Annotated in this window: 17 protein-coding genes and 1 pseudogene; 10 read left to right on the top strand and 8 right to left on the bottom strand. The window is 60.2% G+C overall.

Going from position 1 to position 17,570, the window contains the following annotated elements; translation table 11 throughout:
• Positions 1-18: 18 nt before the first annotated feature.
• From IC231_RS12695 to IC231_RS12685, 3 genes are all read right to left on the bottom strand, one after another.
• Positions 19-690 (bottom strand): carboxypeptidase-like regulatory domain-containing protein, encoded by a 672-nt coding sequence (locus tag IC231_RS12695; protein WP_190784850.1) that lies wholly within the window; start codon positions 688-690, stop codon positions 19-21.
• 217 nt (positions 691-907) lie between these two features.
• On the bottom strand, positions 908-1,546 hold the full coding sequence (locus tag IC231_RS12690; RefSeq protein WP_190784849.1) for a hypothetical protein: 639 nt from the start codon (positions 1,544-1,546) through the stop codon (positions 908-910).
• Positions 1,547-1,710: 164 nt separating this feature from the next.
• Entirely contained in the window at positions 1,711-2,538 is an 828-nt protein-coding gene (locus tag IC231_RS12685) for a metallophosphoesterase (protein WP_394368204.1), read from the bottom strand.
• A 542-nt stretch (positions 2,539-3,080) separates the two neighbouring features.
• Here IC231_RS12685 and radC point away from each other — a divergent pair.
• The 6 genes from radC (at position 3,081) to rny (ending at position 10,046) form a co-directional block, all read left to right on the top strand.
• Positions 3,081-3,833 carry a RadC family protein gene (radC, locus tag IC231_RS12680; protein ID WP_190784847.1) on the top strand — a complete coding sequence of 251 codons (753 nt, stop codon included), beginning with the start codon at positions 3,081-3,083 and terminating at the stop codon, positions 3,831-3,833.
• Between the two features lie 436 nt (positions 3,834-4,269).
• Positions 4,270-4,887, top strand: coding sequence for a DUF1684 domain-containing protein (locus tag IC231_RS12675; protein WP_190784846.1), 618 nt, complete (start codon positions 4,270-4,272; stop codon positions 4,885-4,887).
• Positions 4,888-5,023: 136 nt separating this feature from the next.
• A complete protein-coding gene (pheT, locus tag IC231_RS12670; RefSeq protein ID WP_190784845.1) occupies positions 5,024-7,459 on the top strand; it encodes a phenylalanine--tRNA ligase subunit beta in 2,436 nt (811 codons plus the stop codon).
• 133 nt (positions 7,460-7,592) lie between these two features.
• Positions 7,593-7,889, top strand: a complete 297-nt coding sequence (locus tag IC231_RS12665; protein ID WP_044014152.1) for a hypothetical protein — start codon at positions 7,593-7,595, stop codon at positions 7,887-7,889.
• A gap of 34 nt (positions 7,890-7,923) precedes the next feature.
• Positions 7,924-8,214: a cell division protein ZapA gene (locus IC231_RS12660; RefSeq protein ID WP_044014150.1), complete on the top strand. Its 291-nt coding sequence runs from the start codon at positions 7,924-7,926 to the stop codon at positions 8,212-8,214.
• A 134-nt stretch (positions 8,215-8,348) separates the two neighbouring features.
• A complete protein-coding gene (gene rny, locus IC231_RS12655) occupies positions 8,349-10,046 on the top strand; it encodes a ribonuclease Y (protein ID WP_190784844.1) in 1,698 nt (565 codons plus the stop codon).
• A gap of 96 nt (positions 10,047-10,142) precedes the next feature.
• On the opposite strand, the gene IC231_RS12650 is transcribed toward rny, so the two are convergent.
• Positions 10,143-10,388, bottom strand: coding sequence for a hypothetical protein (locus IC231_RS12650; protein ID WP_190784843.1), 246 nt, complete (start codon positions 10,386-10,388; stop codon positions 10,143-10,145).
• A gap of 781 nt (positions 10,389-11,169) precedes the next feature.
• Here IC231_RS12650 and IC231_RS12645 point away from each other — a divergent pair.
• Entirely contained in the window at positions 11,170-11,865 is a 696-nt protein-coding gene (locus tag IC231_RS12645; RefSeq protein ID WP_190784842.1) for a hypothetical protein, read from the top strand.
• On the opposite strand, the gene IC231_RS12640 is transcribed toward IC231_RS12645, so the two are convergent.
• The 3 genes from IC231_RS12640 to IC231_RS12630 all read right to left on the bottom strand — a co-directional run bounded on the left by IC231_RS12640 (position 11,843) and on the right by IC231_RS12630 (position 14,393).
• Positions 11,843-12,385 (bottom strand): GNAT family N-acetyltransferase, encoded by a 543-nt coding sequence (locus tag IC231_RS12640; protein WP_190784841.1) that lies wholly within the window; start codon positions 12,383-12,385, stop codon positions 11,843-11,845. The genes IC231_RS12645 and IC231_RS12640 overlap by 23 nt on opposite strands.
• A 53-nt stretch (positions 12,386-12,438) precedes the next feature.
• A complete protein-coding gene (locus IC231_RS12635; protein ID WP_190784840.1) occupies positions 12,439-12,906 on the bottom strand; it encodes an MlaD family protein in 468 nt (155 codons plus the stop codon).
• 92 nt (positions 12,907-12,998) lie between these two features.
• On the bottom strand, positions 12,999-14,393 hold the full coding sequence (locus IC231_RS12630) for a mercuric reductase (protein ID WP_190784839.1): 1,395 nt from the start codon (positions 14,391-14,393) through the stop codon (positions 12,999-13,001).
• A gap of 146 nt (positions 14,394-14,539) precedes the next feature.
• On the opposite strand from IC231_RS12630, the gene IC231_RS12625 reads away from it, so the two are divergent.
• The 3 genes from IC231_RS12625 to IC231_RS12615 all read left to right on the top strand — a co-directional run bounded on the left by IC231_RS12625 (position 14,540) and on the right by IC231_RS12615 (position 17,119).
• A complete protein-coding gene (locus IC231_RS12625) occupies positions 14,540-15,304 on the top strand; it encodes a hypothetical protein (protein ID WP_190784838.1) in 765 nt (254 codons plus the stop codon).
• Positions 15,305-15,552: 248 nt separating this feature from the next.
• Positions 15,553-16,212, top strand: coding sequence for a hypothetical protein (locus tag IC231_RS12620; RefSeq protein WP_190784837.1), 660 nt, complete (start codon positions 15,553-15,555; stop codon positions 16,210-16,212).
• Positions 16,213-16,318: 106 nt separating this feature from the next.
• Positions 16,319-17,119: a hypothetical protein gene (locus IC231_RS12615; RefSeq protein ID WP_190784836.1), complete on the top strand. Its 801-nt coding sequence runs from the start codon at positions 16,319-16,321 to the stop codon at positions 17,117-17,119.
• Between the two features lie 66 nt (positions 17,120-17,185).
• Here IC231_RS12615 and IC231_RS12610 read toward each other — a convergent pair.
• Positions 17,186-17,505, bottom strand: a pseudogene (locus IC231_RS12610) (succinate--CoA ligase subunit alpha); the annotation flags it as partial.
• Positions 17,506-17,570 lie beyond the last annotated feature (65 nt).

Genomic DNA, 17,570 nt, shown 5'->3' with positions numbered 1-17,570 from the left:
ACGTTACCGCCTCACCAGCTACTCCTCGTAGCCACGGTTGTCCCTGAAGTTCTTGTTGTATTTCAAACGCGCCTTCTGCGCTTTCTCGGCGGCTTCCTGCGCCTGAATTTCCTCCATCTTGCGGCGCTCCTTGCCGGCCCGTGAGAATTGCTCATAAATCAGGCTGACGGGGCTGGCCAGGGTCGGAACTACCGCCCGCGGCGCAATCGTGTCGACGGGAAACAAAGGGCGGGGAGCCGGGGGGCGCTTCACGGCGCTGGCAGGCGCGGTGCTGGGCCGGTTGATGTTGCGCAGCGCCCGGTTGATGGCGGCCCGGTCGGGGCGGCCTTCTGTTACGCGCACCTCGCCCAGCATCACACTGTCGCGCATCATGGCCACCTGGATAACCAGCTGCGAAAGACCGGTATTGCCCATCGGCACGCGGCGCGTCTTGAAGCCCACGGCCCGGAAAACCAGCGTGTCGCGGTTGCCCACATCAATGCGAAAGTCGCCTTCGGGGTCGGCGACGGTACCCCGGCCCGTGCCCTGCACGATGACGGCGGCTCCCGGAATCGAGCGGCCCGTGCCGGCTTCCAGCACCGAGCCCGACACGCGCACCTGGGCACGGGCCGTACCGGAAAACAGCAGCAGCAGCACGAAACCAGCCAGGAACCACACGTTGCTGGCCAGGGGCCGGAGCCGGTGCGACACAGCGCCAAAAAGGAAATTCAGATAGCTCATCAACCAGAAATAACGCCAGCAACCGGCAAGGTAGCCAACAAGAGAGCCAAAAAAAGCCCGGACCGTTGCAGGTTCGGGCTTTTCCGGGAGAAGAGAAACAATAATCGGCCAGCTAAAAAATCACACCGACGAATGGTGTGTATTTCAGGTAGGCAGCCTGTTTCGCTTTGCTAAATACAGCAGAAGACTACTCGGCTTTTACTTTGTCGCCGTCAGCGGTTTTGGCTTTCACGGTGCCATCGTCGCCGTCCATCTTCATTTTGTTGCCTTCTACGTCTTTGATTTTCACGTCGCCGTCGGCTTTTACTTTCATTTTGCTGACTTCCGTAGCGGTGCCCGAGGCTTCGGGAGTGGTGCTCATGTCCGTCGAGTTAGCCTGCATCGAAGCGTCGTCCATGTACATGTCATCCATGTATTCTGTACGGCTCGACTCATAGGCTGAATACTGCGTAGGGTCGGCGAAGACCGTTTTCATCTCCATATCGGCATCGGAGTAAGCGGTGCGCATGGCAGCAGCCATACCGGTGGTATCGGTGGCGTACTGGGTCTGCAGCTCGCCCAGGCGCTTGCCACGGTTGATGTATACCGTGCGCACTTTCTCGCGGGTAGCATCGTCGAACTTCATCTTTGCGGCCATAGCTGCTGCAATCCGGTCGGCGCGCTGCTGAATAGCCTCATCCGAATACGCCGTGGTGGTGGTCGTAGTCGTGGTAGTTGTCATGCCATCACCCGAAGTGGTTGTGGCCGTATCGGTGGTTTTGTTGTCGGAGCAGGATGCCAGAGAGAGGGAGGCAACTGCCGACAGAAGGAACAGGGTCTTTTTCATGACTAGAGAGGTTGTGGAAAAGGAGAGAGTAGGGTAGGAAAATCCTAATGGCGCGTATACGGTACAGCTTCCTTAGCGGTTACCAAACGGAAAAAACACAAACGAAAAAGCCGCCACAGGTTACTGCGGCGGCTCTGCTTTCGGGATATATCGGGCAAGGTAAACTAAGCCCGGCGCAACTCAAACACCGTTATTTCGGGCAGGAACCCCACACGGCCTGGGTAGCCGATATAGCCGAGCCCGGTATTCACGTACAGGTACTGCTTGCCTTGCTGATACAGCCCGGCCCACTGCTTATACACGTACTGCACCGGGCTCCACTTGAAGAAGGGCAGATTGACCCCGAACTGCATGCCGTGGGTGTGGCCGGAAAGTGTTAGGTCCACATCCGGAAACTCAGGGCGGACCTGCGCATCCCAGTGGGAGGGGTCGTGCGAAAGCAGGATCTTGAAGGGCACCGACGGATCGGCGGCGGCATGGGCCTTGGCCAGGTCGCCGTACTTAGGGAAGCGCATGGCCGCGCCCCAGTTCTGAATGCCCAAAATAACAATTTTCTCGCCGTCGCGCTCCAGGTGGTGTGCCTCATCAAGGAGCAGTTTCCAGCCTATTTTGGCATGGTTCTGCTTGAGCCGGTCCAGGTTGGCGGTTTTGGCCGCCGCGCCGCCCTGCTCGGTCCAGTCTACATAGTCGGCGTAGTCGTGGTTGCCCAGAATAGACAGCTTCTGCACCTTGCTCCGGATCTGGGCCAGCGTCTCGATGTGGTCTTCTACCTCCGTGGCAATGTTGTTGACCAGGTCACCGGTCATCACCACGAGGTCGGCGTTTTGCTGATTGATAAGCGCCACCGCCCGCTGCAAGGGCTCTTTGCTGGCGAAGCTGCCGGCGTGCAGATCCGAAATCTGCAGCAGCTTGAATCCATCAAACGAGGCGGGCAGGTTCGGAAAGCGCAGCGTCACGCGCTTCACGCGGTAGTCGGTGGCACCTTTCAGCATCCCCCAGGCCAGCGCCACAAACGGCACGGCAGCAGTAAGCAGCGCGGCTTTGCTCAGGAATTCGCTGCGCGAAATGGCCGTGCCCGACGCGTTGGCCGGCTGGCCGGAAAAGCGCCGGACCAGCCAGCGGACGCCTCGCACCAGGTCTTCGGGAAACAGGAACAGCAGCACGACCAGTTTAGCTACCAGCAGCCCCAGCAATACGCTGGTCAGGTAGGCTTTGTAGGGCGCGTGGCCCTGCGCCCGGGTAGCCATAGCCCAGATGGCAATGCCCCAGAGCAGCACCGTCAGGAGCCAGTAAAGGAAATCAGCGGTTTTGCGCGTGACAGGAGAAGCGCTGTGCAGCGCCGTACGAACGGCCTGGAAGCCGTACCATTCGGCGGCCAGAAACAGCAGCAGAAACAGAATACCAGAAAGAGAACGAAACATATCGGGGGTAGAAACTCGGCCAGCCGGAATTGGTTCACCGGGCAGGTGCAATGGAGTAGACGGGGAAACGGGGTTTTTGCTTTATTTTCCGGGCGCTACAACAACGGTGCCCTATGCAAGAGGTTGACAATCTGACCGCAAATATACCCGCCGGCCCTACACCGGCCCCGTACGAAACGCCGGCTTCCTTCGGCATCAAAAGCTGGGCCGAGGAAGACCGGCCCCGCGAAAAGCTGATGCAGAAAGGCCGCGCCGCCCTTTCTGATGCCGAGCTGCTGGCCATTCTGCTGGGCTCCGGTACCGCCAAACTATCGGCTGTGGATGTAGCCAAGCTGGTACTGAACGCTGCCAACAACGACCTGAACGCGCTGGCCCGCTTCTCGCTGAAAGAGCTGATGCGCCAGAAAGGCATCGGCGAGGCCAAAGCCATAACCATTGTGGCCGCCCTGGAGCTGGGCCGCCGCCGTAAAGAGGCCGATGCGCCGGCCCGCACCACCATCACCAACTCGCGCGACATCTACCGTGTGGTGCAGCCGCACCTGCAGGATTTGCCGCACGAAGAGTTTTGGGTGGTGCTGCTCAACCGCGCCAACGTGGTGATGCGCACCGTTAGCATCAGCCGGGGCGGCGTGGCCGGTACCGTCGCCGACCCGAAACTGATTTTCAAGGAGGCGCTGGAGCAGTTGGCCTCGTCGGTTATCCTCGTGCACAACCACCCCAGCGGCAACCGCAACCCCAGCGCCGCCGACATTGCCCTCACCCGCAAGCTCAAGGAAGCCGGCCAGTTCCTCGACCTGCCCATCCTCGACCACCTCATCTACACCGATGCGGGATACTACAGCTTCGCCGACGAAGGCATGCTGTAAACAATACCCCGAAGCGGCGCTTCGGTCACAGGAACCACTAACCGCCTTCCGAAACGATGTAGAGACGCGTATTCGCGTCTCGTCGTCCGCGCCGCCTGGGTGGCAAAGCGCAGTTCCGGTCGTTCAACGACGAGACGCAAAATATGGCGTCTCTACTCCCGACCAACGCAAAACACCCTCCGCCAACCCGAAAACACCTCCCGACTGAGGCAAAACACCCCCGGACCAAGCCGCAACACCCCCGGACCAATCGAAAACACCTCCCGACTACGACGAAACACTTCCGGACCGAAGCAAAACACCTCCCGACCAACACGAAACACCCTCCGACCAATACGAAACATCATCCAACTGAAGCAAAACACCTCCCGGCTAAAGCAAAACCGCCTCGAGCAGCCCGCACCCCACTTGGGCCGCAACCGGTACCTTTGCGGCCATGCGTATCAACCCCAAGCTACTTATCGGCCTCGGCCTGCTCGTCGTGTTCGGTTACTTTTTGCAGGATCTGGTGCTGAACGACGGCCAGTATGCTGCCCGCCTGCGCAAAGCCCGGCAGGACAAAACCGACAGTTTCCGGCGCGTGCAGGGCTCCCCCCTCAGCGAGGAGCAGCGCAACACCTTCGACAGCCTCAAGTACTACGCCCCCGACAAAGCCTACCGCTTCGAGGCGCAGCTGGAGGCTTTCGCGCAGCGCGACACCGTGGAAATGCCCCTCACCGATGGCAAAGCCGACAAGTACCTGCGCTGGGGCCGCGCCTCCTTCATTCTCAACAAGCAGGAGTACAAGCTCACGCTGTTCCGCAAGGCTAATGGCCAGGACTCCACGCTCTTCGTGCCCTTCACCGACCGTACCAACGGCCACGGCAGCTACGGCGGAGGCCGCTACCTCGATGCCGCCCTGCCCGCCGCCGGCGACACGGAAATAGTGCTTGATTTCAACGAAGCCTACAACCCGTTCTGCGCCTACAACGACGGGTTTGCCTGCCCCGTGCCGCCCCAGGACAACCGCCTGCCCGTCGAAATCAAGGCCGGCGAACTGGCGTTTCACGAGTAGCCGCCCCGCCGGCCGCGCTGCCCCGCCGGCCCCGGCCTGTGCGGGCATTGAAGCCGCCCGCCCGAATCCGTACCTTTGCCCTTCCAATCGGCTCTTTTAGCGCCTGACTACGGGCAACCGACAACCGAAATTTGTAATGAAAATATCTTACGACTGGCTCCGCACGCTCATTTCCACCGATAAGCCCGCCGAGGAAATCGGGAAGCTGCTCACTGGCTCCGGTCTGGAAGTGGAAGGCATTGAGGAGCTGGAAAGCGTGCCGGGCGGCCTGCGCGGCATAGTGCTGGGCACCGTCCTGACCCGCGAGAAACACCCCGACGCCGACAAGCTCAGCCTCACCACCGTAGACGTCGGCGACGGTACGCCGCGCAGCATTGTGTGCGGCGCCCCCAACGTGGCCGCCGGCCAGCGCGTGGTAGTGGCCCTAGAAGGTGCCATGCTCTACCCGGCGCAGGGCGAACCATTCAAAATCAAGAAGTCCAAGATTCGCGGCGCGGCCTCCGAGGGTATGATTTGCGCCGAGGATGAAATCGGGCTGGGCACGAGCCACGCCGGCATCATGGTGCTGGACACCGACCTGCCCAACGGCACGCCCGCTGCCGACTACTTCGGCTTGGGCTCCGACTCCGTATTCGAAATCGGGCTGACGCCTAACCGCGCCGACGCCGCCTCGCACTTCGGCGTAGCCCGCGAGCTGCGCGCCCTGCTCCGCCAGCCCTGCCACCTGCCCGATATCAGCCAGTTCCACGCACCTTCGGAGGCCGCCCAGAACATCCAGGTGACCATTGAGGACGCCGAAGCCAGCCCGCGCTACGCCGGCCTGCTGCTGACGGGTGTGCAGGTAGGCCCGTCGCCGGAGTGGCTGCAGCGCCGCCTGCGCAGCATCGGTCTGGCACCCATCAACAACGTGGTAGACGTCACCAACTTCGTGCTGCACGAGCTGGGCCAGCCCCTGCACGCCTTCGACGCCGACCAGATTACGGGCAGCCACATCCGGGTGAAGCGTGCCGAGGCGGGCGAGAAGTTCACGACCCTCGACGGCACCGAGCGCACCCTGCGCGCCGAAGACCTGGTTATTGCCGATGCCAACGGCGCTCCAATGGCGCTGGCCGGCGTATTCGGGGGCAAAACCTCGGGCGTGTCAGACGCTACCACCCGCGTGTTCCTGGAAAGCGCCTACTTCCAGCCCGCTGCCGTGCGCAAAACCGGCCAGGTACACCAGCTCAAAACAGACGCCTCGTTCCGCTTCGAGCGGGGCACCGACCCGCACATGGTGCCTGTGGCCCTGAAGCGAGCGGCGCTGCTGCTGCAGGAAGTGGCCGGCGCTACCATAGCCGCCCCCATCGTAGACGAGTACCCCACGCACATGGCGCACTTCCCGGTGCGGCTGCGCCTGCCGCGCGTCGAGAAGCTGGTAGGCCAGTTCATTGCGTCCGAGCGGATTCGCCAGATCCTCACCGACCTTGATATCCTGATTGCCGAAGAGTTGCAGGATGAGAAAGGACAGGCTGAGTGGATATTGTCAGTGCCGCCGCACAAGGTAGACGTGACCCGCGAGGCCGATGTGATTGAGGAAATTCTGCGCATCTACGGCTACAACCATGTGGCTTTGCGTCCGCACAACTCGGCCTCGTTCCTGGCTACGTTCCCGAACCCCGACCCGGAAATTATCCGCCAGAATACGGCGCGGCTGCTCAGCGGGCAGGGCTTCTCCGAAATCATCACCAACTCCATCACCAACTCGCTCTACTTCGAGAAGGAAGGCGAAACGGACGAGTCGCTGGTGCGCCTGCTCAACTTCAACAGCGCCGACCTGAACGTGTTGCGCCCCACGCTGTTGCACAGCGGCCTGGAAGTGGTGCGCCACAACGTAAACCGCCGCCAGCGCGACCTGAAGCTCTACGAGTTCGGCAAAACCTACCACCGCAAAGCCAACGGCGAGTACGACGAGAAGAATCAGCTCGTCATCTACCTGACCGGCAACACTGCCGCCGAAACCTGGCAGCAGAAGTCCGATAAAAGCACCTACCACCAGCTGGCCGGCGCGGTGCAACAGGTACTGGCTTCGCTGGGCTTCCCTGCCGCCACCTCGCAGCCGGTGCAGCACCCGTATTTAGCGGGCGGCCTTACGCTGCTGGCCCAGAACCAGCCGGTAGCTCAGCTTGGAGCTGTTTCGGGTGCCATTCTGAAGAAGCTGGACGTGAGCCAGCCCGTGTGGTACGCCGAGCTGGACTGGGACTGGCTGATGAAGAAGTACAAGAACAGCCTCGTGGCCCGCGAGCTGCCCAAGTTCCCGGAAGTACGCCGCGACCTGAGCCTCGTCGTAGATAAAACCGTCACCTTCGACCAGTTGCAGCAGATTGCCCGCCGCACCGAGAAGAAACTCCTGCAGCAGGTGAATGTGTTCGACGTGTACGAAGGCGAAAACCTGGGCGCGGGCAAGAAGTCCTACTCGGTCAGCTTCTTCCTGCAGGACAGCACCCAAACCCTCACTGACCAGTCCATCGACTCGGTGATGAACCGCCTCATCCAGCAGTTCGAGCAGCAGGCCGGTGCCGTCATCCGGCGGTAGCAAGTAGCGCGAGCCGGCAAATTCACCTATTGCTGGGCTATTGATTCAGTAACCTGAACTATAGGGCTGTGAAAAGGGAATGGCAAAGTTCGCGCTACTACTTACCTTACCTGCCTGAAAATTCTTTATCTGCATGGCTTCCTCCCAGCAACTTGCTCAACTAGACCGCCTGGAGCGGCAGGTGAACACCTTAGTGACTGCCTATCAGCAGTTGCGCGAGGAGCTGGCTGATGCCCAAACTACAGTTGAGCAGCTCCGGGCCGACGTGCGCGACCGGGAGCGGCAGCTGAAGGATTTCCACAATCAGGAGAATATCACTAAACTTGTCAATACCATAGCCGGTGAACCGGCCAATGTCAACGAGCTTAAACTGCGCCTCAACGAATACATCCGCGAAATAGATAAGTGCCTTGCCTATTTGAGGGAGTAACCATCACCACCCAACCCCACCCACGACTGCTCCCATGAGCGAACTATCCATTAAAATCCGCATTGCCGAACGGGACTATCCGATGCGCGTCGAGCCTCAGGATGAGGAGCGGCTCCGTATGGCTGGTCGCCTGCTGGGTGAGCGGATCAAGGAATTTCGCGAGCAATACGGCATTCAGGACAAGCAGGATCTGCTGGCCATGATTGCCTTGTCCACGATGGCTGACCGCCTGAAAGTCAGTAAGGAGAAAGATGGTACCGACACGGTTCTGACCGAGCGCCTCGCGCGCCTCGATGAGCTGCTGTCGGGAGTGGTGCTCGTCTGAAGCTACCAGACGCACGCACCCGCGTAGTTAGCAGAGCTTGAAACCCCGGTGGCGCAGACGGCGCGGCGGGGTTGTTTGGCATCTGGCCTTTTGCCGGGTTATGGAGTTTCCACACTTCCTCTAATCCATAGCCCATGTCCACCTCTGTTTATATTGCTCTTGCCGCCGTGCTGGCCCTTGTGGTCGGCATCGTGGTGGGGCGCCTGCTGGCCGGTAAGGCCCGGCAGGACCACGAGGCCGACGCGAAAGCGCGCGCCCAACAACTGCTGGCCGAAGCCGAGCAGCAAGCCACCCGCACCCGCGACGAGCGGATTCAACAATCGAAAGACAAGTTCCGCACCCTCAAGCAGGAGTGGGAACAGGAAAGCCGCCGCCAGAAGCAGGCCCTTGAGCAGGAGCTGACCGAGCGCCGTGCCGCTGTAGTAGAACAGGAGCAAAGCATCAAGCAGCTCACCCAGACCACCCAGCGCCAGCTGGAACAGATTCAGCGCAAGGAAACCGAGCTGGATGCCACCCGTGAGCGGATTGAAACGCAGGCGCAGCAGCAGCGCGAAAAGCTGGAAGCCCAAGAAGAGAAGCGCCGTGCCACCCTCGAAAACCAGCTGGCCAAGCTAGAGCAGCGCGAGCAGGAAGTGGAAGCCGAGCTGGAGCAGCGCACGCAGGAGCTCACCGAGCAGCAGCAGCACGTGCAGCAGCAGCTGGAAACCATTTCCGGCCTGACGGCTGCCGAAGCCCGAGAACAGCTGGTAGAGTCGCTCAAGAACGAAGCTCAGATTCAGGCCTCTTCCTACATCAAGGACGTGGTAGCGCAATCCAAGCTCACCGCTACCAAGGACGCCAAGAAAATCGTGCTCGAAACCATTCAGCGCACCGCCGCCGAGCATGCCATTGAGAACTGCGTGTCGGTGTTCAACATCGAATCCGACGACGTGAAGGGCAAGATCATCGGCCGCGAGGGGCGTAACATCCGGGCGCTGGAAGCCGCTACCGGCGTCGAAATCATCGTGGACGACACGCCGGAGGCCATCATCATCTCCGGCTTCGATCCGGTGCGCCGCGAGGTAGCCCGCCTGAGCTTGCACTTGCTGGTGAAAGACGGCCGGATTCACCCGGCCCGCATTGAGGAAATTGTGGCCAAAACCCGCAAGAACATCGACGAAGAAATCGTCGAAATCGGGGAGAAAACCATCATCGACCTTGGCATCCATGGCCTGCACCCCGAGCTGATTAAGATGGTGGGCCGCATGCGTTTCCGCTCCAGCTACGGCCAGAACCTGCTCCAGCACTCGCGCGAAGTAGCCAACCTCTGCGCCACCATGGCCGCCGAAATGGGCTTGGATGTGAAGAAAGCCAAGCGTGCCGGCCTGCTCCACGACATAGGCAAGGTAAGCACCGAGGAGCCCGAGCTACCCCACGCCATTCTGGGCATGGAAATGGCTAAGAAGTACAAGGAGCACCCCGACGTGGTAAACGCCATCGGCGCCCACCACGACGAAATCGAAATGACGGCCATGATTTCGCCGCTCGTACAGGCCTGCGACGCCATCAGCGGCTCGCGCCCCGGTGCCCGCCGCGAGATGATGGAAAGCTACATCAAGCGCCTCAAGCAGCTGGAAGAAACCGCCAACGGCTTCAAGGGCGTGAACCAGTGCTTCGCCATTCAGGCCGGCCGCGAGCTGCGCGTGATGGTAGATGCTGAGAACGTAACCGATGAACGTGCCTCGGAGCTGAGCTACGAAATTTCCCAGAAAATCGAGAAGGAAATGCAGTACCCCGGCCAGATCAAAATCACGGTAATTCGCGAAATGCGCGCCGTAGCCTACGCCAAGTAAGCAGACACCTGCTTCGTAAGAAAAAAGCCCCCGTAACGCAAGTTGTGGGGGCTTTTTCTGTGAAGTCGGCAGCAAATATATGTGCTGTCAGCGGCCTTAGGGTAGAGCTGGCATTCTGTTCGTCTGAAACCGGTAGGCGGCCTGCAGCCCGACAAAGCTGAAGCGGGTTGCCAGGGTGTTGGTATAGGCCTTGGGGTCGATGGTCGGCCCCTGCTCCCAGACCACGTACTGCATCTGGAACCGCTGCAGGTCGCGCAGACCGGCACTGGCCAGCAGCTCCAGCGCCAGCGTGTGGCGCGGATGCAGCGCCCACCCGCAGACCGATGCGGTACGGACTGCCACTGACAGCGGACACTGAGCCGGCTATGCCCGGACCAGTTGGGCCTGTGTTGCTGTTTCCAATACCCAAGCCACCAATGCCCCCTATTTCGCCACGATTTCCAAGATAAAAAACATCCAGTCCGGCATCTGTAAACCACCCGTGATTGGGGTTCTGCGTTCTTGCGAAGGACCGACGAGCTACCAAAGCAAATTCAAGCGCGTTTGTGCGGGTACTACTTAGATCTGAATTCTGGTACCGGTGCTTGGAATAATCGAGTTGCCTACGGACTGCTAGGCCATAGGAAGAGAAGCCAGCCGTAGCCTGCAGTGCCACGGTAGGGGATAAGCCTATTAGTGCTCCAACTGTCAGACTTCGGTATACACGGGCAGATAAGCTGATGCGGGCATTTACCAATTGGTCGTCAGCAAAACGGGGCTTCATACCGTGTACCTGAGCAGCGGCCACTACCGCAAAAGGGCGTTGGGCGAATAGTGATGCTGGAAACAGAATTACAGCAAGGAAGCACAGAGCCAGACGTTTTTCCATAGCGAGGATACTACATTAGCGGATGACTACCCGACGGGTAAGCGTGCTGGCATTCCGGCTGAGCCGCAGGAAGTAAGTGCCGGGCGTAAGCTGCCGGGAAAAAGTATGTGAAAACGATATTTATTGGGAGTTATCCTCTGTAAACTAGTGAATTATATGGGCATCCTGTCTCATGCAAATAGACGCCGGAGTATGGTGGGCGTCGTGCCGGCACTGCTGAGTTTTCTGTTGGGCGCATGTTCGGTGTATTCGCCCATGCAGCCGCACATGCCGATGCTGCGGGGTGCCGGCCAGGCGGAGGTACAGGCCACCTGGCTACCCGCCAGCCGCTTCGATGCAGGAACTGCTTACTCGCCGTTGCGCTATATGGTGCTCACCGCCGTCGGTAGTCTCCGGCCACGCGGCGGCTACGATACCACCTACTTCTACAGCCGGCAGTACGAGGTGGGCGTGGGCACGTACTTGCCCGCCACCGACCGGCTGCTGCTGAGTGGCCTGCTGGGCGGTGGACATGCCGTAGGTGAGCGGGGCTTCCGGGAGCCGGATCTGTTTTTTAATCCGACCGATGAAGTAGCGGTGTATCGGGCCCGCTACTACAAATTGTTTGGTCAGCTAGGCGTGGCGTATGAGTGGGACCGGGTGATGCTGGGTGCCACCTACCGGCTCACAAACGTGACTTTTACCACCCTTACCTACAACGGCCAGCCGCTGCCCATTCAGCAGATGCTGCGCGGTGAGCCGATGCTTTTTTTGCGGAGCAATGACCGGAAAAGCCAGCGGCCGGGCTGGGCACAGCTGCAGATGACGCTGGGAGTATCGGCCGGCTTGAGCCAGCAGGTGTCCAGCCGGGGCTATAATGACGAGCGGATCCGCAACAGTGCTTTCACGGCCGGAGTGGGGGTGGTTTTCTATCCGCACCGGTTCGGGGCTAAGCGGCGGGAGGCGAAGTAGCGACGGCCCGCGCCTCCAGCCACGCCGTCGGCACGCTTTCGTACTCGAATTCGCCCAAGTGCTGAAACCCCACTTTCGCCAGCACGGCGCGCGACGCCAGGTTTTGCATGTCGGCTGTGGCATAAAGCACCGGCTGCCGCAGCACGTTGAAACCATACGCCACGGAGGCGCGGGCTGCTTCCGTGGCATAGCCATTTCCCCAGTAGCGGCGAATAAGCCGGTAGCCTACATCATAGAAATCGACGTGCCTGTTGAGTGGCTCACGGACAAATTTCAGGCCGGCCCAGCCCAGAAACTCACCGGTTTCTTTAAGCTCCACGGCCCAGCGTCCAATGCCGTTTTCCTGGTACTGCCGCCGCACAAAGGCAATGGTTTCCTCGCTTTGCGCCAGCGTCTGCACGGGTTGGTTGCCGAGGTAGCGGTGCACTTCCGGGTCCGAGTCCAGCGCGAACATGCCGGGCACATCGGTAGCTTGTAGCTCACGCAGCAGCAGGCGGGGCGTTTCGGCGAAGGTAGTCATGGTAGTAGCGGGTTGGAAATTGGGCAGCCCGAATCTACCCGAAAGGTGAAAAGCTAGTCCTTGTTGGCCTTTTCCAGGTTGCGGTTCAGTCTTCTAAGCTCGATGAGCAGTGAGTCCTGTTTGTTGCCGAACAACGCTTGTAGCAGGCCGGCAGCCGGCAGCCGATTGCTGTCGGCAGAAGTAGGCACGGCCAGCAGGAGGGTGTCGTTTTGGCGTAGCGGCTGCGGGCTTCGGCCTGCTACCACTACGATGCTGCCAGTGCCCAGCAGGCTGCGCTCCAATTGAAAGCGGGAGTCATTAGGTAGTACCACGTCTTTGGCGAGCTGCAGGCGCACCAGAATCAGGCTGTCTGGCTCTATGCTGAACCTTTCTACTGCACCTACCTTCACGCCATTCATCAGCACCGGCGAGTCAGTCGATAATCCATCTGCTTCAGTTGATTTCAGGTAGCAAACGGTGCCGGAAGAGCAGGCGTTCAGACCAGCCAGCAGCCCGCTGAAAAGGAGAAATCGTCGGAGCATAAGGATAGCAGTTGGGCAGGACGAAGAAACGATAATGCGGAAGAAGCCTAGCTAGGATTCCTCTGCATTATCTGCTGCTAATAGCACACCTGCTACTTCGGCTTGTCCAGCTTGGTAAATACGTTGTTCAGGCCCTCGGCCCAGCAGGGATGGGCGAGCACCATGTTCTGCAGTTGCTGGTACTTCAGGCGGCCGGCCATCATCAGCTGAAACATGCTCATGATTTCGCCCCCTTCGGCGCACAGCACCGTGGCGCCCAGCAGCCGGTCATCGTCGCCGACCAGCACTTTCCAGAAGCCTTCCGTGCGGCCTATTTCGCGGGCCCGTCCGATGGTGCGCACCGGCATGGTGGCCACCCGGTACGAGACGCCCTGCTCCTTGGCCTGGTCCTCGTTCAGCCCGATGCGGCCCAGCTGGGGCTCCGTGAATACACAGTAGGGCAGGGGCCGCTGTTTGGCCGAGCGCCGCTTGCCGCGCAGTAGGTTGTCGCGCACCACCCGGAAATCGTCGTAGCTGATGTGCGTGAACTGGGGGCCGCCGTGTACGTCGCCCAGCGCGTACACGCCGCGCACGTTGGTTTCCAGCCGCGCATTCACCTGGATGTAGCCTTTTTCGTCCGTTTGTACGCCGGCCGCGCCCAGGCCCAGCGTGTCGGTGTTGGGGCGGCGGCCGGTGGCTACTACCAGGTGCGTGCCCCGGATGCGCCGCTCCCCGGCGGCCGTTTGCGCCGTGAGTGTGTAGCTGCCTTCGTTATGGCTCACTTTACGGACCTTGGCGCCCAGCACCACTTCCACGCCCTCCGCTTCCAGCACCCGCGTCAGCCCGATGCAGGCGTCGTCGTCTTCGCGCTCCAGCAGCTGCCGGTGCGACTCGACAATCGTGACGCGGCTGCCTAAGCGCCGGTAGAGCTGGCTGAACTCCAGGCCGATGTAGCCGCCGCCCAGAATCACGAGGTGCTCGGGCAGTTCTTTCAGGTCGAGGAGCTGGGTGGTAGTCAGGAACGGAACTTCCTGCAGCCCTTCGATATCGGGAACAGCGGCCCGGGTACCGGTGTTGATGAACACCTTGCGGGCGGTCAGTTGCTGGGTTTTGCCGCCGGCCAACTGCACTTGCACCGTGCGCGGGCCCACAAACGTAGCGTGCCCGTGCAGCACCGTAATGCCGGGGCGCTCCTGCGTCAGATTGCTGCGCACTCCGTTGCGCATAGCCAGCACTATTTCGTCTTTGCGGGTCACCACGGCCGCCATATCCACGGCGGGTTCCTGGGGCTGCATGCCGTAGGCGGCGGCCGTGCGCAACTGGTGGGCGCGTTCCGCTGAGGCCAGCATGGCCTTCACAGGCGTGCAGCCATAGTTGATGCAGGACCCGCCCAGCAGATTTTCCTCTACAAGAACCACACGCTGGCCGGCGTCGGCCAGCGCAGTTGCCAGCGGATTGCCGGCTTGGCCCGAACCGATAATAAGCGCGTCGTACTGAGTATTGGGCATAAAACACGAAGTTTGAAAACGGGAACCTACCCTGCGTGGGTCCGACAGGCTCTACGCAACTGACGAGCCTGCGGCTGCCACACAACGAAAGTCCGCTTTACGCGTTTTGCCTCCGGTTCTTCTTTTCCGACCTGCCACCGCCTCCAATGTCCGTTTTGCTTCGCGCGCTTCTGCTTCTGCTGCTGCCCCTGCTGGCCGGCTGCACGTCACTGTATTTTCCGCCGCCGCCGCAGGTGCCGCTGCTCACGCAAAAGGGCGAGTGGAGCGCCGGCATCCATACCAACTTCAGCCAGAACACGGCCGTGCAGGGCGCCTATGCCGTCACCGACCATCTGGGGGTCATAGGGTCGGCCTCCTTTCTGCACGCCGATAAGAAGCAGAGTTTCTTCGGCTCCAAAGACAACCGCCAGACCCAGGACCACGATTTTGTGGAAGGAGGCCTCGGCTATTTCACCCGCCTCCGCCAGGACCGGCGCGTGCTGGAAGTATACGGCGGCCTGGGCGTGGGCAGTACCAAATACACCGAATACAGCCGCGAAACCAACGTGCCCACCGAAACCCGCGAAGGCACGCTCAACAAATATTTCCTGCAGGTGAACTACACGTCCAAGGAAAAGAAAAGCTTCCACGTCCTGGGCCGCGACTGGCCTTTCAACTACGGCACGGCTCTGCGCGCCAGCTACGTGACCCTCAATGGGTTTCGGCTCAACGGCGTGGCCCGCGCCTCCGAATACAACATCTTCTTCGAGCCCATCACCTATACCCGCATCGAAGTGCTGGGCCCGCTACAGCTTCAACTCATCAGCGGCAGCAACTTCGGCCTTATCCCGCGCAAATACGTGAAGGCGGCCAACTCTGTGTTCCAGCTGGGTATTGTGGTGAACCTGGGCGGGCAGGCCGGTGGAAAGTAAGATAATCGGGGTGACGCAAAAGTCAGAATTTATCATTCGCAAAAGCCTTTTTCGAGTGTAATAAGCGCGTATTCGATGATTTGGGTAACCTGGAAAGGCCGCCGGAAAAGTCTGATAAGCGGATGAATTGATTCGGGATTGAGCCGAAAGAGCAGCTACTTCGGGCAGACATTAAGTAGCGCCCTATGAAAGCTGTTTTATTCGCCCTATGTGGCCTTGCCCTCACGGGATGTAGCGTGTATGCTCCCATGACACCCACCATGCCGCTGGTGGAAGAAAGCGGCCAGCTGGAAGTGACAGCTAGCGTGCAGCCGTCGGCGCGGCTGGAAGCTATGGCCGCCTACTCGCCCCTGAACCACGTGGTGCTGACCGGCGCTGGCTCTGTCGGCCTGAACCTCGGTGGCCGGCAGTATCTGCGCACGCAGCAGGGCGAGCTGGGAATAGGCGGCTACTGGTCCCTGGGCAACAGCTGGCTGGTGAATGCTGCCGGCGGTGGTGGCCTTGCGTCCGTCGACCGCAAAACCTGTGTCTGGGGCTGTGATCAGCGGAAAGGCCAGTACAGTAAGCTGTTTGGGCAGGCCGGCATTGCCTGGATCGGCGTTTTCGGGTCGGCCAGCCTCACCTATCGGCTTTCGCGGCTTCAGTACACGGGTGTAACAAATGAAGGAAATGCCATTTCTGATTTCGGCACCTACCGCCACGAGTTGGCCCTGGCTACGCGTCGTTATCTGGGGTGGAGCGACACTTGGTTCTGGCAATACACCATGGGCGTGTCGCTGAGCAACCTGAAGGCTCCGGGCGAACTGGATTCGGCCGCCCAGACGGACCGGTGGTTTTCTGCCGGCGTTCCGACCCCTTTCCTGGGTATTGGTATCGGGTGGCAGCCTTTTCTGAGAAGTCGCCGCTGAGGGCATTACCTCGGAAGAGGTATCTAAGGATGCGTCTGTAAAACCTAAACGCAGCTACCAGTACCTGCCTGGATTGCTTCAATTTTATCAGAAAACTACCGTTCCTATGCTTTCAGATATTCCCAAACTCTTGAAAGCAGGAACTCTGCCCGCGCTGGTTTCTTCCTGCACCGTGTATACGCCCATGCAGCCTCATGCCCCTATGGTTCGGGCCAGAGGCGAAGGCGAAGCGCAACTCGAAGTGCAGTTCACCGGGCGGGCGGAGGTGAAGGCCGCCTACTCGCCGGTGAAGCATGTGCTGGTGTTGGGCGGAGCCACGGCGCGGCCCGGTATACCGTTAGGGCGAACCAGCCAAGACAAGTTTAGCACACTGCAATACGAGGCAGGGCTAGGGGCCTACTTTCCACTAGCGAACCACTGGACCATTCAGGGCATGGCTGGTACCGGTGCTGGCAGCGCGCAACGCACCGTATCCGAGTTCGGGCTGTTATTGGCCTTCAGTAACAACTATGATGCCCGATACCACAAAGAATACGGGCAGTTGGGTTTTACACATCAAGCCCAGCGTATTAGTATTGGATTTGGCTATCGGCTGACGCAGGTAGGCTTTAAAGAGCTAAGTGCCCAAGACCTGCACGAGCCTTTCATCCGCTACCAGCTCCCACTCGATAAGCAACTACGGCACGAACCATATGCATTCTGTCGGCATTCACTGGGCACTCAGAACCGCTGGCAGCTTCAGGTAAGTACAGCTTGGTCTGTCACGGTCCCCGGGCGGGGCTTGGTTGACCCTTATACAGAAGTAGCGCACCGGGCTCGATTCAACCGCGGAGCCAGTCTTCTACTAGGTGCAGGCGTGATATTCCGACCCTCCCTTTGGAGTCCTGACGCTACCGCCTCATGGTAAAGTGTTGACCAAACAAAAAGCACCGGCGCAGGCCGGGGCTTTTGTATTCTGTAGCAGGAGCCGGCATTACTTACCGCCCAGTACGCGCAGCATGGTGTCGCTGATTTCGGCGAGCGAATCCACCACGTGGATGCCGCACTCGCGCATGATGGCCATCTTGGCCGCCGCCGTGTCGTCGGCACCGCCTACGATGGCGCCGGCGTGACCCATGCGGCGGCCGGGAGGCGCGGTCTGGCCGGCAATGAAACCAACTGTGGGCTTCTTGTTGCCGGTTTCCTTGATCCAGCGAGCTGCTTCGGCTTCCATGCCACCAATGCCGAGGGCTGTAGTCTAACCCAGGCCGGCTTGGTGAGCTGGTCTAAGGCTTCGTACGTCAGCGTACTTGCCCCAGTTTCCTGGTCAGTGTTGGGGTGGTCTTGCGGCCCTATTTGTTGTATCAGCCTCAGGTGGG

This window comes from Hymenobacter duratus (assembly GCF_014698995.1).
GTDB classification, from domain to species: domain Bacteria; phylum Bacteroidota; class Bacteroidia; order Cytophagales; family Hymenobacteraceae; genus Hymenobacter; species Hymenobacter duratus.
The sequence above is the reverse complement of the archived record's forward strand: the minus strand, read 5'-3'. Positions and strand labels throughout refer to the sequence as shown.